This is a genomic window from uncultured Abyssibacter sp. (assembly GCF_964000955.1).
In the GTDB taxonomy this organism is placed as follows: Bacteria; Pseudomonadota; Gammaproteobacteria; order Nevskiales; family OUC007; genus Abyssibacter.
Genome location: NZ_CAXFCL010000132.1, coordinates 1 through 24,057, shown reverse-complemented (window position 1 = coordinate 24,057; position 24,057 = coordinate 1). Strand labels below are relative to the sequence as shown.

The 24,057-nt window shown below is 66.0% G+C and carries 19 protein-coding genes; 10 read left to right on the top strand and 9 right to left on the bottom strand.

All coding sequences use genetic code 11. From position 1 onward, the window contains the following. Positions 1-54: 54 nt before the first annotated feature. The 5 genes from ABNS06_RS06100 (at position 55) to ABNS06_RS06080 (ending at position 5,956) form a co-directional block, all read left to right on the top strand. On the top strand, positions 55-945 hold the full coding sequence (locus ABNS06_RS06100; RefSeq protein WP_348673240.1) for a LysR substrate-binding domain-containing protein: 891 nt from the start codon (positions 55-57) through the stop codon (positions 943-945). Positions 946-1,015: 70 nt separating this feature from the next. Continuing rightward, positions 1,016-1,888, top strand: coding sequence for an alpha/beta fold hydrolase (locus ABNS06_RS06095; RefSeq protein WP_348673239.1), 873 nt, complete (start codon positions 1,016-1,018; stop codon positions 1,886-1,888). A gap of 10 nt (positions 1,889-1,898) precedes the next feature. Continuing rightward, positions 1,899-2,381 carry a hotdog fold domain-containing protein gene (locus ABNS06_RS06090; RefSeq protein WP_348673237.1) on the top strand — a complete coding sequence of 161 codons (483 nt, stop codon included), beginning with the start codon at positions 1,899-1,901 and terminating at the stop codon, positions 2,379-2,381. 81 nt (positions 2,382-2,462) lie between these two features. Next, positions 2,463-3,266, top strand: a complete 804-nt coding sequence (locus ABNS06_RS06085; RefSeq protein ID WP_348673236.1) for an outer membrane lipoprotein-sorting protein — start codon at positions 2,463-2,465, stop codon at positions 3,264-3,266. Continuing rightward, positions 3,263-5,956, top strand: a complete 2,694-nt coding sequence (locus ABNS06_RS06080; RefSeq protein ID WP_348673235.1) for an efflux RND transporter permease subunit — start codon at positions 3,263-3,265, stop codon at positions 5,954-5,956. The genes ABNS06_RS06085 and ABNS06_RS06080 overlap by 4 nt, the downstream gene beginning before the upstream one ends. Here ABNS06_RS06080 and ABNS06_RS06075 read toward each other — a convergent pair. Both ABNS06_RS06075 and ABNS06_RS06070 read right to left on the bottom strand, forming a co-directional pair. After that, positions 5,953-6,864: an acetyltransferase gene (locus ABNS06_RS06075; RefSeq protein ID WP_348673234.1), complete on the bottom strand. Its 912-nt coding sequence runs from the start codon at positions 6,862-6,864 to the stop codon at positions 5,953-5,955. The two genes, ABNS06_RS06080 and ABNS06_RS06075, sit on opposite strands and share 4 nt — an antisense overlap. Before the next feature lie 112 nt (positions 6,865-6,976). Beyond that, positions 6,977-7,480: a protease complex subunit PrcB family protein gene (locus tag ABNS06_RS06070; protein ID WP_348673232.1), complete on the bottom strand. Its 504-nt coding sequence runs from the start codon at positions 7,478-7,480 to the stop codon at positions 6,977-6,979. 135 nt (positions 7,481-7,615) lie between these two features. On the opposite strand from ABNS06_RS06070, the gene ABNS06_RS06065 reads away from it, so the two are divergent. Continuing rightward, the gene (locus tag ABNS06_RS06065; protein ID WP_348673231.1) at positions 7,616-9,409 is read left to right on the top strand and encodes a GspE/PulE family protein; all 1,794 of its coding nucleotides are present in this window, start codon (positions 7,616-7,618) and stop codon (positions 9,407-9,409) included. Positions 9,410-9,428: 19 nt separating this feature from the next. Here ABNS06_RS06065 and ABNS06_RS06060 read toward each other — a convergent pair whose 3' ends face one another. The 3 genes from ABNS06_RS06060 to ABNS06_RS06050 form a co-directional block, all read right to left on the bottom strand. Continuing rightward, positions 9,429-10,484 (bottom strand): Glu/Leu/Phe/Val dehydrogenase dimerization domain-containing protein, encoded by a 1,056-nt coding sequence (locus tag ABNS06_RS06060; protein WP_348673230.1) that lies wholly within the window; start codon positions 10,482-10,484, stop codon positions 9,429-9,431. An 86-nt stretch (positions 10,485-10,570) separates the two neighbouring features. Beyond that, positions 10,571-11,512 (bottom strand): hypothetical protein, encoded by a 942-nt coding sequence (locus ABNS06_RS06055; protein WP_348673228.1) that lies wholly within the window; start codon positions 11,510-11,512, stop codon positions 10,571-10,573. Continuing rightward, a complete protein-coding gene (locus ABNS06_RS06050) occupies positions 11,512-12,660 on the bottom strand; it encodes a putative zinc-binding metallopeptidase (protein ID WP_348673227.1) in 1,149 nt (382 codons plus the stop codon). Before ABNS06_RS06050 ends, ABNS06_RS06055 begins: the two co-directional genes overlap by 1 nt. Positions 12,661-12,734: 74 nt before the next feature. On the opposite strand from ABNS06_RS06050, the gene ABNS06_RS06045 reads away from it, so the two are divergent. Beyond that, complete coding sequence (locus tag ABNS06_RS06045) at positions 12,735-16,034, top strand: transglutaminase family protein (RefSeq protein WP_348673226.1); 3,300 nt, start codon at positions 12,735-12,737, stop codon at positions 16,032-16,034. Here ABNS06_RS06045 and ABNS06_RS06040 read toward each other — a convergent pair. The 3 genes from ABNS06_RS06040 to ABNS06_RS06030 form a co-directional block, all read right to left on the bottom strand. Next, complete coding sequence (locus tag ABNS06_RS06040) at positions 16,029-18,431, bottom strand: MMPL family transporter (RefSeq protein WP_348673225.1); 2,403 nt, start codon at positions 18,429-18,431, stop codon at positions 16,029-16,031. The genes ABNS06_RS06045 and ABNS06_RS06040 overlap by 6 nt on opposite strands. Then, entirely contained in the window at positions 18,428-19,276 is an 849-nt protein-coding gene (locus tag ABNS06_RS06035; protein WP_348673223.1) for a VacJ family lipoprotein, read from the bottom strand. Before ABNS06_RS06035 ends, ABNS06_RS06040 begins: the two co-directional genes overlap by 4 nt. 84 nt (positions 19,277-19,360) lie before the next feature. After that, entirely contained in the window at positions 19,361-20,395 is a 1,035-nt protein-coding gene (locus ABNS06_RS06030; RefSeq protein ID WP_348673222.1) for a phospholipase A, read from the bottom strand. 157 nt (positions 20,396-20,552) lie between these two features. Here ABNS06_RS06030 and ABNS06_RS06025 point away from each other — a divergent pair, with 157 nt between their 5' ends. Beyond that, positions 20,553-21,404, top strand: a complete 852-nt coding sequence (locus ABNS06_RS06025; protein WP_348673221.1) for a mechanosensitive ion channel domain-containing protein — start codon at positions 20,553-20,555, stop codon at positions 21,402-21,404. 25 nt (positions 21,405-21,429) lie between these two features. Here ABNS06_RS06025 and ABNS06_RS06020 read toward each other — a convergent pair whose 3' ends face one another. Beyond that, entirely contained in the window at positions 21,430-22,647 is a 1,218-nt protein-coding gene (locus ABNS06_RS06020) for an argininosuccinate synthase (protein WP_348673219.1), read from the bottom strand. 113 nt (positions 22,648-22,760) lie between these two features. On the opposite strand from ABNS06_RS06020, the gene rnt reads away from it, so the two are divergent. Next, entirely contained in the window at positions 22,761-23,432 is a 672-nt protein-coding gene (rnt, locus tag ABNS06_RS06015) for a ribonuclease T (RefSeq protein ID WP_348673218.1), read from the top strand. Between the two features lie 131 nt (positions 23,433-23,563). Next, positions 23,564-24,057, top strand: a 494-nt coding sequence (locus tag ABNS06_RS06010; RefSeq protein ID WP_348673217.1) for a GNAT family N-acetyltransferase, incomplete at its 3' end; no start/stop codon positions are given.

The following is a 24,057-nucleotide window of genomic DNA, read 5'->3' as shown; positions in this document are numbered from 1 at the left end:
GGAGCAGGCCCGGCAGCATGATGCTGCCGGGCCGCTGACCCCGATCGGCGTTGCGTGAGCAGACAGCGGACTCCACCGCTGCACCTGCTTCGGACGCTTTGCGCGGTGGCCGAGCACGGATCGTTTCGTGCCGCGGCTGCAGCGCTGCATCTGACCCCGTCGGCGATCAGCCATCAGATGCGCGATCTGCAACAGCGGCTGGGCACGCCGTTGTTCGTTCGTGAAAGTCGGGGCGTGCGTCTTACCCCCGCCGCGCTCTCATACAGCGAGCGCTGCCTCGAGGCGCTGGCGACCCTGGACGCGGCCACTGGCCAGATCTGCCGAAGCGACGAAAGCCGCAGCCTGCGGATTACGCTGGGGCCCTTCATCGCCAGCGAGGTGGTGATTCCCGCGCTGCCCGATTTTCATCGTCAGCACCCGACGCTGGATATCCGGGTGGAGACATCGATGCGTCTGGCAAAGCTGGAGTCCGATGAAGCGGACGTGGCGTTGCGCTTCGGTGGACAGGCCACCGACCAGATCGCGCTCGAACCGCTGATGACCATGGTCGCCCGACCCGTCTGCGCTCCCACCCTGGCAGCCTCGCTGCCCGAGGATCCACTGTTGGCGGTTGGCCAGGCCACCCGCCTGCACTCGTCCGCCGTGCCGGATGCCTGGGCGGACTGGGGACGGCATGCCGGCATCGCACCCGAGGCACTGGAAGGCGGGATCTGGTTCGACAGCTACCTCTCGCTGCTGCGCGCCTGTGAGCAGGGGCTGGGTGTCGCGCTCGGCCTGTTCCCGGCGGCCGGCGCCTGGGTGGACCAGGGTCGACTGCAACCACTCGGAACCATCGAGCTACCCATCCAGCAGCACTACAACATTCTTTACCGACGCGCTGACACCGGCTGGCAGACCCTGCGCGCGTTTCTTCAGTGGCTTCGCTCACTGCCCGCTTTCAGTTGAACAATCTTCACCAGACTGACGACAAAATCTCGTTTGTCGCTCATGAGCAAGCGCTCTACGCTGCGCAACCATGAGCACGTTTCAACTGACGACACGCGACGGCACGGCGCTGGCGGCCACCGAGTTCGGCAGCGGTTCCGCCTGGGTCATCATTGCCGGTGCGACCGGGGTCCCTCAACGCTTCTATGCGCGTTTCGCGGCGTTCCTCGCGGAGCGCGGCGTGTCCGTGCTGACATTCGACTACCGAGGCATCGGGGCATCCCGCCACGCGCCCCTTGGCCCCTTTGGCATGACCACCTGGGCGGAGCAGGATCTCGCCGCCGCCATCGACCACGCCGGTGACCGTGGCACGACGACCGCGGTGCTGGGTCATTCCTTTGGCGGTCAGGCGCTGGGGCTTTGCCCGAACAACACCCGCGTTCAGGCGCTGCTGGGGCTGTCCGCACAGTCTGGACATTGGCGACTCTGGGACTGGCCGCACAAAGCTCGGATGTGGACGATGATGCACATCGTTCTGCCCGGCATGCTCGTGGCACGCGGCAATATTCCCGCTGGCCTGTTCGGCGCCGACCCGTTGCCAGGTGGCGTCGCGCGTGAATGGGCACGCTGGTGCCGCGGCCCGCACTACATCGCGGACGGGGACGGACAACCGGTCCGCGATGGCTTCAAGCGTTGGCAAGGCCGGGCACGTTTCTACCAGATCAGCGACGACCGCCAGTACGGCCCACCCCGGGCGGTCCGCGAACTCGCCGCGTTCTACGCCAACGCGGATTGCGAGATCGCAACCCGCTCGCCCGCCGACTGGGGTGTCAGCCGCGTTGGGCACTTCGACTTCTTCCGCCCTGCCGTGGAGCACGGTTGGCGCGAAGCCGCTGACTGGCTCAGCGCTGCGCTGGCGCAGCCGCAGCTCGCGCAAGCGGATACCGATTCCTCCGTTCTTTGAGCACGCAACCATGTCTGCAACCCCTCCGACACTGGCACTCTGGAATCGCCTCCAGCAAAAACCCGCCGGATCATGGCTTTTCACCCTCGGTGTATGCCGCAAGGCGCCTTACTTCTCATCGATCAAGCCCCGTGTCAGCGAACTGGACACCGGCCGATGCGTGGTACGGAGCAGACTGCGGCGCGCCGTCACGAATCACATCGGTACATTCCACGCGATCGCGATGTGCAACATGGCCGAGCTCGCCGGGGGCCTGGCGGCCGAGGCCACGGTGCCGACCACCCACCGATGGATACCCAAGGGCATGACGGTCGAGTACCTCGCAAAGGCCGAAACGGATCTCTCGGCGACGTGCCAGCTGGTCATCCCCGATCAGTGGGAAGACCGGTTCAGCCTGCTGACTCCCGTTGAGGTCACGGACACCCGAGGGACGGTTGTCTTCCGCGCGGAGATCACGATGTACGTGTCACGCAAGCCGGCACGCGACCGCTGACAAGCCCTGCGCGGTGGCCGTCTGTCCAGGACTGGCCACCGCCGACTTGACACCCGGATGCCGGACGCTACCGTCCGCAGCATGAAACTCTTCGCGTGTCAGTTCGGCGGATGGGCGCTGGCCCTGTCCGTCATCACCCCGGCGCTGGCCGATCCGGACACGGCGCCGAAATCCGCCGCCGAACTCGTGGCCTGTGCCCGCGCCAACGCGCCACAGCAGACGTTCAAGCAGGACGCCGAGCTCGAGACCATTCGCGCCGACGGCGACTCGCGCACGCTTTACATCCGCGTTGCCGCTCGCAAGGGGGAATCGGGCATCGACGCGAATCTGAAGGTGCGCAACCCGCCGGACCTGTCCGGCATGGCGTTCCTGGTACTCGCGAACGAAGGCGATCAGGACACCATGTTCACCTACGTGCCCGCCCTGAACCGATCCCGACGCGTCACCGGCAATGCTTCCACGCAAAGCCTGTGGGGAACCGACTTCACCTATGCGGATATCCGTGGCCTGCTCGGCGCGGTCGACGGCGGCGAGGCCAGCCGGGGCGATGACGAAACCGTCGCCGGTCACCCGGTCTACCGGCTGAACGTCATCCCGGATCAGGCCTCCGAGGCGGACTATGCCCGTGTGGAACTGGCGCTGGAGCAGGCGCATTGCGTGCCGCTGCGCGCACGGTTCTACGACGCCTCGGACACCGTGGTTCGCGAGCTGGACGTCGATCCGGACAGCATCGAGCAGTCCGGCGATCACCATTTCGCGCGGAAGATGACCATGCACAACCGCCAGACTGGCAGCCGAACCCGAGTCGAGTTGTCGCGGGTCGAATTCGATGAGTCGATTCCGCGCCGGGCCTTTCATCCCCGCGGCTTCGAGACGGTGGATTGAACCACGGCGGCAGGTTCGGCGCGCCCACCACCGGCGTGCTCGCCACCTTGCTGGCCGCGTGCGCCGCCTGCATCTGGCTGGCCTGGGCCGAGCTCGGCGGCCTGCGCTTCGATCCGAGCACGGAGGCGCTAATCGACCCGGCGGACCTGGGCCCCGCCACGGTGCAGCGCGACGAACTGATGATCCTGCTGAGCGCCGACACCGCACTAAGCCCCACCCACCTCGCGCAGGTCGATCGGGTCACATCGATCCTCGAACAGCAGGCGGACGGCGCGAAGATCCGGTCGCTGACCAACATCCAGATCCCGGTCAGCTTTGACGACAGCGTGGAGCTGATGTCGATCGGGGGCTGGCTGGACGACCCGGACGCGCAAGCCCGTGTGGCACTGGACACGCTGCTGACCCATCCGCTGCTCAGGGGACGCCTGGTCTCCGCGGACCGCCACGCCGCGGGCATTCACATCACGCTGGATGCCGCCTCGGCCGCCCCGCCCGAACGCGCCCGCGCACTGGTAGACCTCGCCCGGGCTGCCATGAGCGACACCGACCTGACGCTCGCGGCGACGGGCGGGCCGCTGGTCAGCCATGCCATTTCGTCCAGCCTCCAGCAACAACTGCAGCAAGTGCTGCCACTGCTGGCGCTGGCCTTCGTACTGGTCCTGCTGATCGCGTTCCGCTGTATCCGGCTGGTACTGGTCGCGGTGATCTCCATCGCGCTGTCGGTCATCGCCGCCCTGACCGCGCTGGCGGCAATCGGGGGTACGCTGAATCTGGTCACGACCCTGATCGTGCCGCTGGTCGCGACCCTGACCGTCGCCTACCAGATGCACCTGCTGTCGGCGACCGAACATCACGACGACGCCACCCGCGGTGCGCAAACGATCGCGCTGCCGCTGATGGTCACCGCGCTGACCACCGCCGTCGGCCTGCTGGCGCTGGCCGTGCATCCGACACCCGCGATCCGCAGCTTCGCGCTGGCCTCGGCGCTGGGTGTCGCCGCCAGCGCACTGGTCACGCGTTACTGGTCGCCAGCCGCCATGGACATGCTGGGGGCCTGCCCACGCGCGGGGCGCCCGCTGGATCGCATCCTCGACGCGCTGACCACGCGCCTCGCGAGATGGAACGCCCGGTTCGGTCGCTGGGTGCTGCGATTCTCCGTGTTCTGTCTGCTGGTCGGTGTGCTCGGGGCGCTGCGCCTGCAAACGGAAGCCAATCTGGTCGATGACCTGCCGGACCACGACATCGTGCGCCAGGACTACGCGACCGTCACCGACGCGTTGTGGAGCACGACCGGGTTTTCGGTGCTGGTCCGCACGTCCACACCCGGCGCCGTGCTGCAACCGGACCTGCTCCAGGCCCTGGCCCGGTTGCAGGACTGGCTGGCCGAACAGCCGGAAATCCAGGGCAGCTACGGTCTGACCAACATCCTGGAAGAACTCAACATCCGCTTCGGTGACGCTCCACGCGACGCGGCCCTGCCGACGAATCCGACGCTCGCCAAGCAGTTGATCATCGCCGCCGCGCCGGATGACGTGTACGACTACACCAACCTGCAGTTCTCGGAGACACGGGTGCACGTCGGCACGCCGGTGCAGAACACCCGCGAGATCACCGAACTGGTCGAACGCGTGGAACAGCGCCTGCAAAGCTTTCCGCCCGGCCTGGACATCCAGCTCACCGGCAACGCCGTGACCTTCGCGCGAACGGTGAACAAGCTCACCAGCGGACAGGCCTTTTCGTTCCTCGCCGCCTTCGCCGCGATCTTCGCGATTCTCTCCATCGTGTTCGCCTCGGTCCGCGCGGCCGCGTTCGCGATGCTGCCGAACCTGGTGCCGGTGGCGCTGTTCTTCGGCCTGATCGGCTGGAGCGGCCTGCCGCTGGGACCGACCACGGCGCTGGTCGCCTGCATCGTGCTGGGCATCGCGGTGGACGACACCCTGCACTACCTCGTCCGCTTCAATCACCATGCCCGTGAACGGGCCAATGCCCGGGAAGCCACCCGGCTGGCGCTGCGCGACGTCATCCGCCCGGTGACACTGACCACGCTGGCGACCTGCATCGGCTTCCTCACGCTGACGGTAAGCCCGTTCCACTCTCAGGTCCTGTTCGGCTGGCTGGCCGCATCCACACTGGCCATCGCCTGGCTTTGCGACCTCACCGTGGCCCCCGTGGTCGGCCTGCGTGCCGATGTGGTCACACTGTGGGACGTGCTGCGCGTGGACCTGGGCGAAGCCCCGCAGAAGAGTATTCCGCTGCTGGCGGACATGTCACCGCGACAGGCCCGGGTTTTCGCGCTGCTGTCCAATCTGCGCACGATTCCCGCCGGCACCCGCTTCATCCGCGAGGGCGATCTGGCACGGGACATCTACGTCATCGTCGAGGGCACCGCCCGCGTCTGGGTGGACAGCCAGGGTGAGGAAGTCGACATCAATCGGGTCGGTCGCGGCACCACGCTGGGTGAAACCGGCTACTTCTCCACGCGGCGAACCGCCAACGTCACGGCACTGACGGATCTGCGCGTGCTGGACTTCGACACCGACGATCTGGAGCGGCTGCGACGCCGCCATCCGCGGGTGGCGTCACTGGTCTATCGCAATCTCAACAGCATCCAGGCCGAGCGGCTGGCGCGGGCGACGCGGCAGATCGCCGAACACCCTCGGGACGAGCCCGTTCGAGGACCGGCGCACTAGACCCGCGCACGGTCGCCGTGCTCGGCGGCCAGCTGCTCCAGCAGAGCGTCCTTGTCATTCCAGATCTCGGTGATCCAGGCCTGCGCGGCCTCGCGGGCCGCGTCATCGGTGCTGTAGTCGCCTTCGGCAATCGCGGCCGGCGGCTGAATCTCGCGCACATCGACGATCACCTCCGGCACCAAGCCGCAGAACAGGTCCCAGAACGACCACGGCCCACCAACGTAGTAGAACGTCACGTCCAGCACCGCATCCAGCTTGTCGCCGATGGCGCGGATGGCATAGGCCACGCCACCCGCGCGCGGCTTGAGCAGATGCCGGTAAGGCGACTGCTGCGCCGCGTGCTTGGCCGGGGTGATCCGCGTGCCCTCGACGAAGTTGAAGATCGTGACCTGACGGTCACCGTAGCGGGCGAACATCCGCCGCGTGGTTTCCACGTCCCGGCCCTTGAGGCCAGGGTCGGCTTCGATCTGCTCACGCGTGAACCGCTTCATGAACGGAAAATCCAGCGCCCACACCACCTGACCGACGATGGGCAGCCAGATCAGCTGCTGCTTGATGAACACCTTGTATGGCGGCACGTGATTGGTGAACGCCACCATCATCGCGAACAGGTCGTTCCAGCTCCGGTGATTGGCCATGAGCAGATAAGTCCGCCCTCGCGTCACATGCTCGTCCCCGCGGATGGTCCATCGCGTCGGCAGCAGGTGACGCATGATCCAGCCGTTGAACGCGCACCAGCCACGGTGGGCAATTCTCTCCAGCACGCCAACCACGCGGGAGCGCCAGCGGCCCCAGGTGACGAATTTCAGCGGGGTAATCAGGAAGATCAGTGTGCCCAGCACGATGGTCTGGGCCGCGACCAGCAGCATCACGCAAACGCCGCGCAACTGCGCAAACAGTCGGTACATGGTGTTGTCCTCGCGCCCGCGCCGGAACTCCCGCCGCGGTCGTGTCCCCTCAGGTTGGTGATCGGCCGTCCGCGTGATCCTGCGTGGTCGCGCGGTTCGGCCCGAACATGCCCTAGCTCAGATCCAGGCTCGAGCGCAGCTCCTCATTCTGATCAATGATCCGGAACCCGCGGTAATCACGGGGCGGAATGGACAGCAAGACGCAAGGGCTGGTCAGCATCTGCGTCACCATCCGGTCCTTGCCAGGCTTGATCCATTCACCGGCTAGCCACATCACCCGGTCCCGGTCGATCGTGGCATCGGTCTTGGGCTCGATGAAATAACCACCGGTCCGGCGCTGCCCCATCTCCAGCAGCAGCAGCGGCCCATCCGGCAGCTTTTCCGGCGGCACGATTTCCAGACCCCGATCCGCCTGCCAGCCCTGCCACTCCTCCGGAGTCGCGAAATACGACAGCGCAGCATGACGCTGCTCGGTTCCGCAGTGAATGGACCGGCGGATTTCGGAGACGCGGACGTCTTCCGGCTCCGGGACTTTCTTCATCAGGCCACACCCGCCGACGCCCGCCAGCAGCAACGCCAGCAGGCCGACACGCGCCAAGGCACATGGAAAGATCATTCGCATAAAAAAACGTTAACCGACACACCCTTCGATTTCCACCGAAAATCCCGCCGTTTCGGTGATTTTCGGGCTTAAAACAGACACGAATTGCGCAACATAGGCAGATCGTCCGGGCGATGGTAGCGTTGCGCCATGAACAGTTCAGTTGCCCGCCGCGCCCGCTACGACCGTTCCGAGCTCCAGAACACGCTGCGCGCCCTGGTCGACGACGGCATCCTGACCCGAGCGGACGCCGAACAGGTGCTGCGCGCCGAAGCCGGCGCGGAGCAGCCCCGGCATCCGCTGTCCGCGGTCGCCGCCGCCGGCCTCGCCCGCGCGGATGATCCGGAACGCGTGCTCACGCTGGAAGCGCTGACCCACTGGTCCGCCGACCGCCACGGACTGGAGTACTACCGCATCGATCCGCTGCGCATCGACAGCCGCCAGGTCACCTCGGTGGTGCCCTACGCCTACGCGGCGCGGGCGGGCATTCTGCCCATTCGCGTCGACGACGAGTACATCACCGTGGCCACCGCCACCCCCGGCGAACGGGACTGGGAGAGCGACCTGGCCAAGGTTTCGGGCCACAAGGTGCGTCGCGTGGTCGCCAACCCGGAGGACATCGAGCGCTATCTGGTCGAGTTCTACGCCTTGTCCCATTCGGTGACGGCCAGCGAACAGGAGCGTTCCGGCCAGGGCACGAGCCCCTCCTTCCACAGCCTCGAACAACTGATGGATCTGGGCCGCCGCGGGCAGCTCGACGCCAACGACAGTCACGTCGTGAACATCGTCGACTGGCTGCTGCAATACGCCTTCGAACAGCGCGCCAGCGACATCCACATGGAGCCGCGCCGCAACGGCGGCCGGATCCGCTTCCGCATCGATGGCGTGCTCCATGCCGTGTACGAGATTCCGCCGTCGGTCATGACCGCGGTGACCAGCCGGGTGAAGATCCTCGGCCGCATGAACGTCGCGGAGAAACGCCGCCCGCAGGACGGCCGGATCAAGACCCGCAGCCCCGAGGGGCGCGAGGTCGAGCTGCGGCTTTCGACCATGCCCACGGCCTTCGGCGAAAAACTGGTGATGCGGGTATTCGATCCCGACATCCTCGTGCGCGATTTCGATGCGCTGGGCTTCGAGCCGCAGGACCGGGAACGCTGGACGCGCATGACCACGCGGCCGAACGGCATCGTCCTGGTCACCGGCCCCACGGGCTCGGGCAAGACCACGACGCTTTACTCGACGCTCAAGCACCTGGCGACGCCCGAGGTGAACATCTGCACCATCGAGGATCCGATCGAACTGGTCGAACCGAGCTTCAACCAGATGCAGGTGCAGGCCAACATCGACGTGACCTTCGCCTCCGGTGTGCGCACGGTGCTGCGCCAGGACCCGGACATCGTGATGGTCGGCGAGATCCGCGACCTGGAAACGGCCGAGATCGCCATCCAGGCGGCGCTGACCGGCCATCTGGTGCTGTCGACGCTGCACACCAACGATGCGCCATCCGCCATCACGCGGCTGACCGAACTGGGCATCCCGGCCTATCTGATCCGCGCCACGCTGCTGGGCGTGGTGGCGCAGCGGCTCACCCGCCAGCTCTGTCCGGAGTGCAAGCGCGCCACCGATCTCGACACGGAGAAATGGGCGGCGCTGACCGTGGGCCACAGCATCGACGCGCCAACCTCGGTATTTGAGCCCGTGGGCTGCCCGGAATGCCGCAAGACGGGTTACCAGGGCCGCGCCGGCCTCTACGAAGTGATGGAAATGAACGACGCGCTAACCGAGGCGGTGCGCAACGACATGGACCTGGAGCAACTGCGTCGGCTGGCCGTCCGCGAAGGCACCCGCCCGCTGCGCATCAGCGGCGCGATCAAGGTGGCGCAGGGCGCCACCAGCCTGGACGAGGTGCTCAAGGTCGCGCCCACCGCCCTGCACAGCGGCTGACGCGCCCGGCCGGGGACGGTCAGCCGCGCCGGAAGCGCGACTCCGCGATCAGGTCCGCGACCCGGCCGGTCGGAATGCCATCCCGTCGCGAGCGTTCGAACACCTCGGTCACGGTGTCGCCAATGCCGCGCAGGTGGCGTTCCACCTTGTCCCAAGTGTAGCCGGTCCGCTCGTAGAAGATGTCGATGATGCCGCCGGCGTTGATCACATAGTCCGGCGCGTAGAGGATGCCGCGATCCAGCAACGCCTGATCATGCTCGGGTCGATCCAGCTGATTGTTCGCGGCCCCGGCAATCACCCGGGCCTTCAGCCGCGACAGTGTCAGCGCGTTGATCGCCGAGCCCAGCGCGCAGGGCGCGAACACATCCACGTCCTGGGCATCGATCTCCGACACGGGCACGACCTCGGCTCCATAGGCCTCCACCGCCCGGTCGATGTTCGGCTGATGGATGTCGGCGACGACCAGCTTCGCCCCGGCCGCATGCAGGTGGCCGGCCAGCCGGTAACCGACGTTCCCCACGCCCTGGATCGCGACGCGGACACCGTCGAGGTCGTCGCGCTGCAGCTGGAACCGCACCGCTGCCGCCAGTCCGTGAAACACACCCAGCGCGGTCGCCGGTGACGGGTCGCCGCTGTGCGGCTCCCCACCCGGTCCCGGACGTTCGATCACGCCGCCGACATGGGCGGTGACCTCGCCCATCAGGCGCAAGTCCGCCACCGAGGTGCCGGAATCCTCCGCGGCGACGTAGAGCCCGCCGAGACGATCCACGGCGCGACCCATTGCCCGTACCAGCGCCTCGGACTTCATCTGGCGCGAATCGCCAATTATCACGGACTTGCCACCGCCGAGATCGATATTCGCCATCGCCGACTTGTAGGTCATGCCGCGAGACAGCCGCAGCACGTCGGTCAGGGCATCGGCACTGGACGCATACGGCCACATCCGGCAGCCACCCAGGGCCGGCCCGCGCGCCGTGTTGTGCACGGCGATAATCGCCCGCAATCCCGATGCCTCGTCATGAACGAAGTGCACGCATTCGTGCTGATCGAACTCGGGATGGTCAAACACGGACATGACGGATTCCTGCGCCAGGCGAAAAAATGGGGCGCGGATTATCGCATGGCTGGCCGGGATGTCCCGGCGGCAGGCGCCGATGCGCCCTAGTCGGCCTGACCCAGCGCTTCGTGCAGGTCATCCACCGCCTGCTTGACCGCCAGCCGGTCACGCAGACGGCTGACCCGGCCCATGGCGTGATCGCGCAGTGACGCGCCGCGCTCGGTGAGAACCAGGCGCAGCGGCCTGGCGTCCGCAACCTCGAAGTAGCCGCGCTTGAGCAGCAGCTCACAGCCCAGCACCAGCCAGTCGCGGTGCAGACCCTCCTGCTCCCACAGCGTGCTGAGGGTTTTGAAATCGAAGACCGTTTCCGGCCCATGGATGCGGGTGATCAGGTGGCGTGTCAGCGCGCGGTCCTGCAGCCGCGGGCAGCGGCTGATCAGCGGATCGGCCGGCCGCATCTGCGCAACCAGGGCGTCCGGCGCCGGTGGTCCGTCCATGTAGGAGGCGCCCGCCGTGGTGAGCCGGAACTGGGTGTCGAACTCGCGCCGGACGATTTCCAGGTAGCCGTCACGCACCAGGATGTCCAGGGCCAGACGCAGGTCCTCGGAACGGCGATCCGCCTCGCGCCAGAAGCGGGCCAACGTGGATGACGGCACCTGGCCGTGCCGGGCCAGCGACAGCTCGCGGTAGATGTCCAGCACGGCCTGGCGCAGCTCGTACTCGGTCAGCGGGCGCTCGGCGGGGTCGTTCACGCGCTCCGGCAGCTCGTTGACCATTTCGCCGTACACGTTGTTGCGGACGAAATCCTCGTAGGCCCTCGGCGAGAACCGCAGCATCGGCTCGTCGCGGGGGTGATGAATTTCCAGCCACTCGTCATCCAGCAACTGTGTCAGCGCATCCGCCAGCGATCGATCGTCAAAACCCGCCTGACCCCATTTGTACTTGAGCAGCGTGGCCTCGATCCCTTCGCCGATGGTGCGGCTCGCGCTGTTGATCATGTTGAGCGCAAGGGTTTGCGCGGGGGCGTCGACGAACTTGAACAGCATCAGGTCTCCGCGGCGGAAATCGCCTGATCCCGTGCGTTGCGGGCATCGAACAGCGACATCTGGTCAACGCCGCGATGCGAGGATCGCGCGTGAATCACTTCATGCACGAAGCGTAGCTTCTCCTTCGCCGGGGCGCACAGTACGAACGGATACAGGTCGGCCACGCCCATGGAGCGGCTGATCGCATTCAGGCCGATGCTCAGATGCACGAACAGGTCGAGAATCTCGTCGAAGGGCGTGTCCGCGGCGAGCACCGCATCCGGGTAGGGAGCCGGTGGAATCTGCCGACCCTGCACGACGAAGCCAAAGTCGTTGGCCGTGCCCAGCGTGTCGATCATGTGCAGATAGTGGGCGAAGGATTCGGCCCAGTCCTCCCAGGGATGGGAGCTCGCGTAGGGGCTGATGAACCGTTCGTTCCAGTCGCGTGGGGCGCCGCGCTTGTAGTAGCGCTGAAGCACCTTGGCGTAGTCCTGGCGCTCGTCCCCGAACAGGTCGCGATAGCGCGCATGCATGTCGGTACCGTCGACCAGCAGCGCCCAGTAGTAGTGACCGATCTCGTGCCGGAAGTGGCCGAGCAGCGTGCGATACCGTTCCTTCATCTGAACGCGCATGCGCTCGCGCGCCACGTGATCGGCTTCGGCCAGATTGATGGTGATCGTGCCGTTGGCATGACCGGTCCAGACCGCTTCGGCGTCTTCCACCGGGTGGACGAACTCGGTATCCGGATCACGGTCCGTCTCGAAACGGAACGCCAGCCCCCATTCCGGATCCTCCGCCTTGGTGCGCACCGGCAGACCCAGCTGGAGGATGGTGTAGAGCAAATGCCGCTTGGCCGACTCCAGGCGATAGACGTACAGCGACTGGCGCGGGTCGTTCAGATCCGGCGCATGCTCGGTCAGCCGGCAGGACAGGCAGTGCGGATTCGGGTCCTCCGCCGGCACCATCCAGTTGCAGATGTCGTACTTGCGATAGTTGCGGCAGCGGCGATACTGCCGGCCTTCCGGCGACTTCCAGCGTCCACCGCCAACGCTTTCCACCGCGGACATGCGACGTTCGTCCGGGAGAAACGCGAGTCTGCGCTCACACGCCTCGCAGCGCGTATTCTTGAAGAAGATGGTGTTACCGCAGACGCAGTGAAAGGTTTGCATGGGTGCAGATTGTGCATCATGTTGCCGGCGTGTAGATCATCATTCTTGTCGTCTTTCCCTCGATTGGATTGTCCATGAGCATCGTCGTCGCGCTGAACCATCGCACCACCTACCGCTACGATCGCCTGGTCAACCTGACCCCCCAGATCATCCGGCTGCGCCCCGCGCCGCATGCCCGCACCCCCGTCCAGAGCTACTCCCTCAAGGTTCGGCCCGAGCCGCACTTCCTGAACTGGCAGCAGGACCCGCACAACAACTGGCAGGCGCGGGTCGTGTTCCCGGACAAGGTCGATCATTTCGAGGTCGAGGTGGACCTGCTGGCCGATCTGGCCGTATTCAATCCCTTCGACTTCTTCATCGAGGACTGGGCCGAAGAGGTCCCGTTCGTCTATCCGGATGCGCTGGCCGAGGATCTCGGCCCCTACCTGGACACGCCGCTGCCTGCATCGCATCTGGGCCGCCGTTTCGCCGGGCTGCTCAATGCGATGGAACCGCGCAAACCCATGCGCACCGTCGATTTCCTGGTGATGCTGAACCAGCGCATCGCCGACGAGGTCGACTACGTGATCCGCATGGAGCCCGGCGTGCAGACGCCGGAGGAAACCCTGACCAAGGGCCGGGGCTCCTGCCGCGATTCCGCCTGGCTGCTGGCGCAGCTGCTGCGCCACATGGGCTACGCGACCCGGTTCTGCTCCGGCTACCTGATCCAGCTCAAGCCGGACGTGAAGTCGCTGGACGGTCCGAGCGGTACCGATGTCGACTTCACCGACCTGCATGCCTGGTGCGAGGTGTTCATCCCCGGCGCCGGCTGGGTCGGGCTGGATTCCACCTCCGGCCTGTTCTGCGGTGAGGGGCACATACCGCTGACCGCGACGCCCGAGCCATCGATGGCCGCGCCGGTGACCGGCGGTGTCGACCCCTGCGAGGTCACGTTCGAGCACGACATGTCGGTGCAGCGGATCATCGAAACGCCGCGAGTGACCAAGCCGTACACCGACGATCAGTGGTCGGCCATCGACGCCCTGGGTCAGTCCGTCGACGAGATCCTGTCGGAGAACGATGTGCGCCTGACCCAGGGCGGCGAGCCGACCTTCGTGTCCATCGACGACTTCGAATCCGCCGAATGGAACACCGCGGCGGTCGGCCCCACCAAGGAGGCCCGGGCCCGGCAACTGATCGGCCGGCTGGCCGAGCGCGTCGCGCCGGGCGGGCTGATGACCTTCGGCCAGGGCAAGTGGTACCCCGGCGAATCGCTGCCGCGCTGGGCCTACTCGCTGCATCTGCGCCGCGACGGCGAACCGATTCTGGAGCACGACCTGCCGGACACCCCGTCCGACAAGCCGCCGGAAGCGCTGGTCACCGATGCGCGGGCGCTAACCGAGCATCTGGCGGAACAGATCGGCCTGAAAACCGACTTCGTCCAACCCGTCTACGAGGATCCTTGGCACTACATCCGCAAGGAGCGCGGGCTGCCGGAGAACGTCGATCCGCTGGATTCCAAGCTGGACGACCTGGAGGAACGCACGCGGCTGGCCGCCGTGTTCGAGCGCGGCCTGAACACGCCGCGCGGCTTCGTGCTGCCGGTGCAGCGCCAGAACTCCAAGGCGGGCAAGCCGTGGATTTCCGAGCTGTGGAAGACCCGGACCAGGCATTTGTTCCTGCTGCCGGGGGATTCACCCATCGGTTTCCGCCTGCCGTTGCAATCGCTGCCCTGGGTGGAGGAAGGCGCCTATCCCCAAGTGATGCAGGACGACCCGACCGAGCCGAAGCCGCCGCTGGAACGCCCCCCCCAGATCATGCATCCCTCGCACCGCGCCACCCCGGTGGACGCCGCGCCGGCGCCGCAGCCGGCCGCCAGCGAGTTCGGACCGGTGCGCACCGCGCTGACCGTGGAACCGCGGGACGGACGGCTGCATGTGTTCATGCCGCCAACCCAGAACGCCCAGGACTACCTCGACCTGGTCGCGGCCATCGAGCAGGGCGCCCAAACACTGGGGGCCCCGGTGCGCATCGAGGGCTACCCGCCGCCATCCGATCCGCGACTGGACAAGCTATCCGTCACCCCCGACCCGGGCGTGATCGAGGTGAACGTGCAGCCGGTCGCGGACTGGGATGCGATGAAGGAGCAGACCTTCGGCCTCTACGAGGACGCACGCCAGTGCCGACTGGGCACGGAGAAATTCCTGATTGACGGCCGCGCCGTCGGCACCGGCGGCGGCAACCATGTCGTGCTCGGCGGGCCAACCACCAACGACAGCCCGTTCCTGCGCCGGCCGGACGTGCTCGGCAGCCTGATCCGCTACTGGCAGAACCATCCCAGCCTGTCGTACCTGTTCTCGGGCCTGTTCATCGGTCCGACCTCGCAGTCGCCCCGCGTGGACGAGGCCCGCGACGATGCGCTGTACGAACTGGGCATCGCGCTGTCGGAACTGCCGCGCAAGGGCCAGGATGCCCCGCCGTGGCTGGTCGATCGCATCCTCCGCCACCTGCTCACCGACCTGACCGGCAACACCCACCGCAGCGAGATCTGCATCGACAAGCTCTACTCGCCGGATTCGCCAACCGGGCGCCTCGGACTGATCGAATTCCGCGGTTTCGAGATGCCGCCGCATGCGCAGATGAGCCTGGTGCAGCAACTGCTGCTGCGTTCGCTGGTCGCGTGGTTCTGGGAGACGCCCTACGAGGCGCCGCTGAACCGCTTCGGCCGGACACTGCACGACCGCTTCCTGCTCCCGGAATTCTGCTGGCAGGATTTTCTGGACGTGATCGCCGACCTGGACGCCGCAGGGTTCGCATTCCGGCCCGACTGGTTCGCGCCGCATTTCGAGTTCCGCTTCCCCGCCCACGGCACGGTGACCTATCGGGGCATCACCCTGGAGCTGCGCCACGCACTGGAGCCCTGGATCACGCTGGGCGAGGAACCCGGCGCCGGGGGCACCGCGCGCTACGTGGATTCCTCCACCGAACGCGTCCAGATCAAGGTCAACGGTCTCACCGGCGACCGCTTCGCCATCGCCTGCAACGGCCGGCAGGTCCGGCTGACGCCGACCGGTCGCACCGGCGAATCGGTAGCGGGCGTGCGCTTCCGTGCCTGGAAGCCGTGGTCCGCCCTGCACCCGACGCTGGGCGCGGACACCCCGCTGATCTTTGATCTCGTCGATACCTGGAACAACCGATCGCTGGGCGGGCTGACCTACCATGTCGCCCACCCCGCCGGGCGCAGCTACGACACCTTCCCGGTCAACGCCTACGAGGCGGAATCACGCCGACTGTCCCGCTTCGAGACGGTAGGCCACACCCCCGGTCCGTTCCGGTTCACGCCGGCTGGCGAGAATCCGGATTTTCCGACCACCCTGGACCTGCGCCGGTCATGACCGCGCCTCGGACGCGAAGCGCCGCAACATCACCGGCAACAGGGTCAGATCGGTGATCAGCGCGACCAGCATCGCCAGCGCGGACAGCAACCCGAACAGCACGCTGGGCACGAAATCGGAGAAGCCCAGCAACGCGAAGCCGCAGACGATGATCAGCGTCGTATAAAGCAGAGCGGCGCCGATGCTGCGATGCGAGGCCCGCACCGCCGCTACCGCATCGCCGCCGCCGCGCCGCTCTTCCAGGAAGCGGTGGACGTAGTGGATGGTGTCATCCACCGCGATACCCATGGCCACCGCCGCGATGGTGATGGTCATGAAGTCCAGCGAAATGCCGGCCCAGCCCATCACGCCCAGGACGACGAAGGCCGACAGCACGTTGGGAATCACCGCGATGACGGCGATGCGCAACGAACGGAAGATCAGCGCGAAGGCCAGCGCCAGCGCGACAAACACCACGCCCAGGGTCATCGCCTGCGAGCTGAACAGCCGTTCCAGCAGATCCTGGTAGAGCACGAACAGCCCGGTGATCAGATAGTCATCCGGCGTCAGCCCCTGGTCCTCGAAGCCCTGACGCAGGGATTGCAGCAGGTCGCCGCGATCCAGACCCTCGGTGGTGTCGACGATGCGCGCCGACAGCCGCAGATGCCCGGCGGATTCCGAAAAGTAGCTGCGCACCAGGTTCTTGCGCATCGACTCGTCCAGCATCCAGTAGACCGCCGTCAGTTCGGTTTCGGTCAACGGACGATCGCCGTTGAGCGCGCGCGCCAGCTCGGTGAAGTTGACCAGCGACAGCACGGTGCCCATCGCCGGCTGCTCATCCATCACCGCCTGCATCCGTTGCAGCATCTGCACCGTCTCGGCGCGGATCACCAGATTGCCACCGTCCGGTCCACCGCCAGGCATGTGGTAGATCACGTCCAGCGGCGTGGACCCGCCGAACTCGCGGTCGATGAACGTCAGTTCCTCGTGAATGCGCGTGGACTCGTCGAAGTAGTCGATGAAGCTGTTCTCCACGTCCAGCAGCAGGGTGCCCGCCACCGCCAGCACGAAGGTCGCGATCGCCGCCATCATCACCAGCGCGCCGCGTCGGATCGACAATCCGGACAGGCCATTCACCGTGCCGCGCACCCAGCGATCGTCACCCGAACCGCTGACCCTCCGCAGCATCAGCATCGTCGCCGGGAACAGGATCAGGCTGGTCAGGATCGACACCGCCATCGCCAGAATCATCATCAGCCCGAAGGCGCGAACGGGCTCGATGTCGGTGAGGATCAGCGACGCGAAGCCCACCGACGTCGTCAGCCCGGCGTACAGGCACGGGCCCAGCTTGCGTCGCAGGGTCCGCGTCACCAGCGCCCGCTGATCGGCGCCCGCATCCGCCTCGGCCTCCTCGCGGTACTGCACGATCAGATGCACCACGACAGCCAGCGTGAGCACCAGCTGCAAGGCGATGAAATTGGCCGAAATCACCGTCGCCTTGAGACCCAGCAGGCCAAACAGGCCCAGCGTCATGATCACGCTGACGCCGCAGCAGACCAGTGGCAGCAGCACCCAGCGGATCCGGCGGAAGACCAGCAGCAGCACCAGGCTGATCATTCCGAGCACGGCAAGCCCGAACACGCGCAGGTCGTTGCGCACCATGCGGATCAGATCGACACCCAGTACCTCCGCGCCGCCCAGATAGAGATTGGCGCTGTCACGGTAGCGGTCGGCAATCTCGCGCATCGCGGCGATGTCTTCCGACCGCGCTCGCCGCTGCGCCTTCTCCAGGGGACTGGCCTGCTCGCGCAGCCGCTCCAGTCGCGTCAGTTGCTCGTCGGTCAGCCGGCCTTCCAGCCGGCCCGACTGGATGTCGATGATCCGTCGTTGCAACTCGTCCAGTTCGGGGTCGCTGCGGAACATGACCTGCAGGGCGGTGGCGGTCATCGCCTCGTTCACCAGCAGTCCGTCGTAAATCGGATGGCCATCCAGAATCTTCCGCAGCTCCCGAGGCCCGGGCGACAGGTTGTCCAGCAGCCAGGCGTCGGGATCGACATCCGATGACAGCCGCACCGACGCGTCCGCGGGAATCAGCGGCACGTTGATCAGCGAGCGGACCGATTCCACCGTCTCCAGCCGGCCGATCTCGCGCGTCAGCGCGCGCAGGTCATCGATCGACTGCGCACCGAACAGGTCGTGCCCCGCCGGCTCGTAGGCGACGAGCACGAACGCCTCGGACGCGAAGCGCTGCTGGACCAGACGCGCCTGGATGTAGTCGCGATTGCCCTCCGAAATCAGCGTCTCGGCGGAGGCATTGATCTCGAACCGGGGCGCATAGACGGCCAGACCTGCCGCCACGATCGCGAACAGAGCGAGCACCCAGCGATTGTGGCGAACCAGCCGTTCCGCCCAGCTCATTCACGCGCCTCGTCGGGCAGATTCGGCGACTTGCGCGGATAGTCCTCGTCGCGCTGCACGCCCTGCATGTACAGGTTGCGCATGAAGATGTACGGGTCCTCGGCCTCCTTCTGCAGCTTCTTGTACTGCTGGGCGCTGGGCCCGTATTCCTGGAACAGGTCGAAGCCGTTGATCAGCGTCGCTTCCGGCTGGTCCACCAGATACGGAATCGGATTGAGGAAATAGTCGACGATCAAACCCGAACCGCGTCGCAGGTCCGCCGGTCCGTAGAACGGAATGACGATGAACGTGCCCTGCCCGGCCCCGTAGCCATCCAGCGTGTCGACAAAGCCGGTGTCCTCCTGCTTCAGCCCCAGCCAGGCCTCGGCGGGATCGAACAGGCCCGCCAGCCCCACGGTGGAATTGACCAGGAATCGGGTGGTATCGATGCCGGCGGCCCGAAACCGCCCCTGCAACAGGAAATTGACGGTGCGGATCGGCATCTTGATGTTGTCGAACGCGTTGCCGATGCCCGTACGCACCGGCCGCGGGACGACGAACTCGTAGCCCTTGGACAACGGCGCGAACACGTAGCGAAAGGTCACGTCGTTGAACGCGAAGATGGCGCGGTTGACGCGGATCAGCGGATCGGGCGGCGGCTCGTAGGCCACCACGGTGGGCTCGATATCCTTGGCGGTGGCCGGCGGTGCCTGTTGCGCCGAGGGTTCGGCGGTCGCGTCCGCCTCGGGTTCGACGGGCCGCGAGGCGCAACCGGCCAGCACGACCAGCAGCACCAGTAGCAGGCCTCTCAACAGGCCCGCGGTCAGACTGTCCGACGACTCAGGCCTCGCGAACTCGGCCAGCATCGCATCTCCTTGGCATCAGGGACACCGCATCCTGCGACGTCTGTTCCGCCCCCGCATTCACAGACCCCAGACGGGCGCCCGGGTTCACAACCAGTCGGTGAGCAGGATGCCAATGCTGATCCGGTTGTGGTGATCCTGGTAGTCGATCAGGCTCTCGGCGTAGCCGGTGAACAGCTGCACATAGCCCCTGGCGCGGCCGGTGAACGGAAAACTCCAGCCCAGTTCCAGACTGCCGCGATTGTCGGCCCTGGCGTTGTTTCGCCAGACCGCCGAATAGGTGTCGTTGTCGTTGCGCCAGGCGACGACCATCTCAAACTGCCCGGCGTAACGCTCGATGTTCGGGTTGTCGTCGCCACGCGGATCGTCCGGCGTTTTCTTCTCCCGGTCCGGGATGCGAATCCATGGCCGGAACGCCACAATCATGTCCTCGACTTCCCAGATGAAGGTCGAATAGATGCGGTTCCAGCTCCGCGACTCCGGCAAATCGCGACCATTGGACTGGTGATTGATGCCGACCTGGATCTGATTCAGGTGACCAAACAGGGACCAGTCCACATCGAAACTGAGAAAGGCCTCCGGTTCGTGGTTGGTTTCACGAAACGGTCGCGACTGCGAGGCGTCGTAGGCCTGCCAGAACGACAGCCCGGTATAGGCAATCGACAGGTCGGCGCCACTGCCAAGCACATCCCGCAGGACGGGAATCCGGAAGCTCAACTGGAATTTCACCTCCAACCGCTCGGAAATCCCGTTGCCGTTGGTGCTCGCCAGGTTGGGGCTGTCCTGATACGCCAGCGGCAGCACGTAGTTCGGCCGATACGGCGTGAGCACGAAGGGGTTGAGCTGCGTCACTTCCTCGAACCGCAACCGCCGCTCCAGCGCCGTCCCGTTGCGATCCTGCTCCGCATCGGCGGCCTGTTGCGCCGACAGCCCGCTGCGCAACTGGTCCTCGCAGACCTGGCGCAAGGTTCCCACCTCGACCTCGGGCGGCGCGGTCGCGACCAGTTCGCGCGCGCAGGCCTCGATGTCATCGGGATCGACGACCTCGGCTTCCAAACCCTGCGCCCATGCCGCCGGCGCCACGCAAAGACACAGGAAGGCGATTCCCGCCCTGGACATCATCGTCTTGACACCCCTTCAGTCGCGAATGGTGATGCGTGGCCACCGGAATCGCGTCCCCGCTACGGCTTCTCGCATCCGTTCAAGTTGCACGCGATTGTGCGAAGCAATCCGCGTTCCCTAAACTTCCGGGCATCTTAACGACATGGACGAATCGCGCATGGAATTCACGAAGGAGATGTTGAACGACCCGCAAGCGTTGCTGCTGCTGGGCATTCCGATCGCCAAGGGCCTCATATCGGCCATCGCCATCTTCTTCATCGGGCGTTGGGTCGCGCAGCTCGTGGTCAAGCTCGCCAGAAAGGCGATGACGCGCGCCAAGCTGGACGAAACACTGATCACCTTCCTGGGCAACGTGTCCTACGGCCTGTTGCTGGCGATCATCATCATCTCCGCGCTGGGACAGCTGGGCGTGGACACCACCTCCGCCGCCGCCCTGCTCGGTGGCGCCGCGCTGGCCATTGGCCTCGCGTTGCAGAATCAACTGTCCTCGTTCGCCGCCGGCGTGATGCTGATCCTGTTCCGCCCCTTCGCCAAGGGCAACGTCGTCGACATCGGCGGGCAGATGGGCATCGTCGAGGAAATCAAGATCACCTCGACCATCCTCAAGACCTTCGACAACCAGCTCGTCTGGCTGCCGAACGCCAGCGTCTGGGGCAACAAGATCACCAACTTCAGCGCCCTGCCCACCCGCCGCGTGGACCTGGCAATCGGGATCGGCTACGGATCGGACCTGAAGAAGGCCAAGGACCTGCTGGTGGACATGCTCAAGGAGGAACCGCGCATCCTCGACGATCCCGCCCCCAGCGTCGTCGTCACCAACCTGGGCGACAACTCGGTCGATTTCGCCGTGCGCGGCTGGGCGGCCTCGGCCGACTGGTGGGCGACCCGCTGCGACCTGATCGAGCGGATCAAGCTGACCTTCGACGAGAACGACATCGAGATTCCGTTCCCGCAGCGGACGGTGCATCTGGTCAGTGAAGCACCTGCACCGGATTCCTCAGCGGCATAACCTTTCGCCCTGCCGGGCGGGTCGCTCAGTCCCGCCCGGTCAGGTGCGCGCCCAGGCGTAGCCGCAGCGCGTTCAGCTTGATGAACCCGGCCGCGTCGGCCTGCGAGTAGGCGCCGGCATCGTCCTCGAAGGTGGCGATGCGCGGATCGAACAGGCTGTCGGATTCGGAGCGGCGCCCCAGCACCTCGACGTTGCCCTTGTACAGCCGCAGCCGCACTTCGCCGTTGACCGGGCGCTGGCTGTCGTCGATGACCTTTTGCAGCAGCTTGCGCTCCGGCGCGAACCAGTAGCCGTTGTAGATCAGCTTGGCGTAGCGCGGCATCAGTTCGTCCTTCAGATGCGCGACTTCGCGGTCCAGGGTGATCGACTCGATGGCGCGGTGCGCCTTGAGCAGGATGGTGCCGCCGGGCGTCTCGTAGCAGCCGCGTGACTTGATGCCGACATAGCGGTTCTCGACGATGTCGATCCGGCCGACGCCATGTTCGCCGCCCACCGCGTTGAGCTTGGCCAGCACCTGGTAGGGCGTCATCGCCTCGCCGTCGATCGCCACGACATCGCCGTGGGCGAAGGTCAGCGTCAGTACCAGCGGCGTGTCGGTGGCCTCGCGTGGGTCCTTGGTCCAGCGCCACATGGCGGGTTCCGGCTCGACCCAGGGATCCTCCAGCTCGCCGCCCTCGTAGGAGATGTGCAGCGCGTTGGCGTCCATGGAGTACGGCGATCCGCCGTCCTTCTTGCGCGCGATGGGAATGCCGTGGCTTTCCGCGTAGGCGATCAGCTTTTCCCGGGAATTCAGGTCCCAGAACCGCCACGGAGCGATGACCTGGATGTCCGGCTTGAGCGCATAGGCACCCAGTTCGAACCGCACCTGATCGTTGCCCTTGCCGGTCGCGCCATGGGCGATGGCATCGCCGCCGGTCTGCTCGGCGATCTCGACCAGGCGGCGCGCGATCAGCGGCCGCGCAATCGACGTGCCCAGCAGGTATTCGCCCTCATAGATCGCGTTCGCCCGGAACATCGGGAACACGTAGTCGCGCACGAAGGTCTCGCGCAGATCCTCGATGAAGATTTCCTCGACACCCAGCGCCTCGGCCTTCGGTCGCACCGATTCCACCTCCTCGCCCTGGCCGAGGTCGGCCGTGAACGTCACGACGGGGCACTGGTAACGGTCCTGCAGCCATTTGAGGATCACCGAGGTGTCCAGGCCGCCAGAATAGGCGAGAACGATCTTGCTGGGTTGACTCATGGTCCGTGCTCGATAGCTGCGACCCCGGAGGGCCGGTCGTTTGGGAAACGCGGGGGCGCGTGAGTATAGCCTGATAGACTGCCGATTCCTTCGCCGCCCCACCCGGTCCCAACGTGTCCGAGAACCCGGCCGCCAACCCGGCCATCGCAAAACGCTTCCGTGGATTCCTTCCCGTGGTCGTCGATGTGGAAACCGGCGGTTTCAACGCCGCGACCGACGCCCTGCTGGAAATCGCCGTGGTGCTGGTACGAATGGACGAGACCGGACGCCTGTACCGCCATGAAACGGCGGCCTACCACGTCAAGCCCTTCGAGGGTGCCAACATGGAACCGGCCTCGCTGGAGGTCAACGGCATCGATCCGCATCACCCGCTGCGGCCGGCGGTGAGCGAACAGGATGCCCTGTCCCGGCTGTTCAAGGAGATTCGGGCGGAGATCCGGGCAACCGGCTGCACCAAGGCCATCCTGGTGGGCCACAACGCGCATTTCGACCTCGGCTTCCTGAACGCCGCGATCACCCGCACCGGGATCAAGCGCAATCCGTTTCATCCCTTCTCGGCCTTCGACACCGCCACGCTGGGTGGCGTCGCCTACGGGCAGACCGTGCTCAAGCGCGCATTGCTGGCGGCGGGGCTCGATTACGACGATGCCTCGGCGCATTCCGCGCGCTACGACACCGAGCAAACCGCCGATCTGTTCTGCCAGATCGTCAACCAGTTTCAGCCGATTTTCGACGGCGCGGTCGGTGCCGTAACCGGGGCCGCGGAGTCCCCGGATCTGTCATAGAAGCTTCACGATGCGTTAATGTCGCGACAATAGACCGGTCCTAGACTTCGACCATTCGATCTGCCGGCAGGTGAAGCATGGCTGTTACTTCGCGAGAGACGCGCCCACAAGTCGAACCCGCATCCAGGTTCGTGCACGAATTCGCCGTCAATGACGCCGATGTGAAAGCCTGCCAGCAGCTGCGCTACCGGATCTTCGCCGAGGAGATGGGCGCCCAGATCGACGGCGGCCCGGACAAGCTCGATGTCGACCGTTTCGATGCGCACTGTCATCACCTGATCGTCCGCGACACGCTGAACGGTCGCATCATCGCCTGCACCCGCCTGCTGACCTGCGAGGCGGCGGCGCGAACCGGTGGCTTCTATTCCTCCGGCGAATTCGAGATGGACATGATCGCCGCCCTGCCGGACCGCAAGGTGGAGGTCGGCCGGACCTGCGTGGACGCCGAATTCCGCTCCGGCGCCATCATCTCCAAGCTGTGGCAGGGGCTGACGGTGTTCATCACCCAGCACAACTACCGCTACCTGTTCGGCTGCGCGAGCATCGGCCTGGAGGATGGCGGCGATCAGGCCAGCGCCATCCTCGACAAGATCGAACGTCGCTACATGGCGCCCGAAGCCATCCA

Bases quoted from the DNA above. Each gene is read 5' to 3' on its own strand.
- ABNS06_RS06085 (WP_348673236.1), top strand. From the start codon at position 2,463: ATGAAACTCTTCGCGTGTCAGTTCGGCGGATGGGCGCTGGCCCTGTCC.
- ABNS06_RS06025 (WP_348673221.1), top strand. From the start codon at position 20,553: ATGGAATTCACGAAGGAGATGTTGAACGACCCGCAAGCGTTGCTGCTG.
- ABNS06_RS06030 (WP_348673222.1), bottom strand. From the start codon at position 20,395: ATGATGTCCAGGGCGGGAATCGCCTTCCTGTGTCTTTGCGTGGCGCCG.
- ABNS06_RS06020 (WP_348673219.1), bottom strand. From the start codon at position 22,647: ATGAGTCAACCCAGCAAGATCGTTCTCGCCTATTCTGGCGGCCTGGAC.
- ABNS06_RS06055 (WP_348673228.1), bottom strand. From the start codon at position 11,512: ATGCTGTTCAAGTTCGTCGACGCCCCCGCGCAAACCCTTGCGCTCAAC.
- ABNS06_RS06035 (WP_348673223.1), bottom strand. From the start codon at position 19,276: ATGCTGGCCGAGTTCGCGAGGCCTGAGTCGTCGGACAGTCTGACCGCG.
- ABNS06_RS06060 (WP_348673230.1), bottom strand. From the start codon at position 10,484: ATGTCCGTGTTTGACCATCCCGAGTTCGATCAGCACGAATGCGTGCAC.
- ABNS06_RS06065 (WP_348673231.1), top strand. From the start codon at position 7,616: ATGAACAGTTCAGTTGCCCGCCGCGCCCGCTACGACCGTTCCGAGCTC.
- ABNS06_RS06045 (WP_348673226.1), top strand. From the start codon at position 12,735: ATGAGCATCGTCGTCGCGCTGAACCATCGCACCACCTACCGCTACGAT.
- ABNS06_RS06090 (WP_348673237.1), top strand. From the start codon at position 1,899: ATGTCTGCAACCCCTCCGACACTGGCACTCTGGAATCGCCTCCAGCAA.
- ABNS06_RS06075 (WP_348673234.1), bottom strand. From the start codon at position 6,864: ATGTACCGACTGTTTGCGCAGTTGCGCGGCGTTTGCGTGATGCTGCTG.
- ABNS06_RS06040 (WP_348673225.1), bottom strand. From the start codon at position 18,431: ATGAGCTGGGCGGAACGGCTGGTTCGCCACAATCGCTGGGTGCTCGCT.
- ABNS06_RS06095 (WP_348673239.1), top strand. From the start codon at position 1,016: ATGAGCACGTTTCAACTGACGACACGCGACGGCACGGCGCTGGCGGCC.
- ABNS06_RS06070 (WP_348673232.1), bottom strand. From the start codon at position 7,480: ATGATCTTTCCATGTGCCTTGGCGCGTGTCGGCCTGCTGGCGTTGCTG.
- ABNS06_RS06050 (WP_348673227.1), bottom strand. From the start codon at position 12,660: ATGCAAACCTTTCACTGCGTCTGCGGTAACACCATCTTCTTCAAGAAT.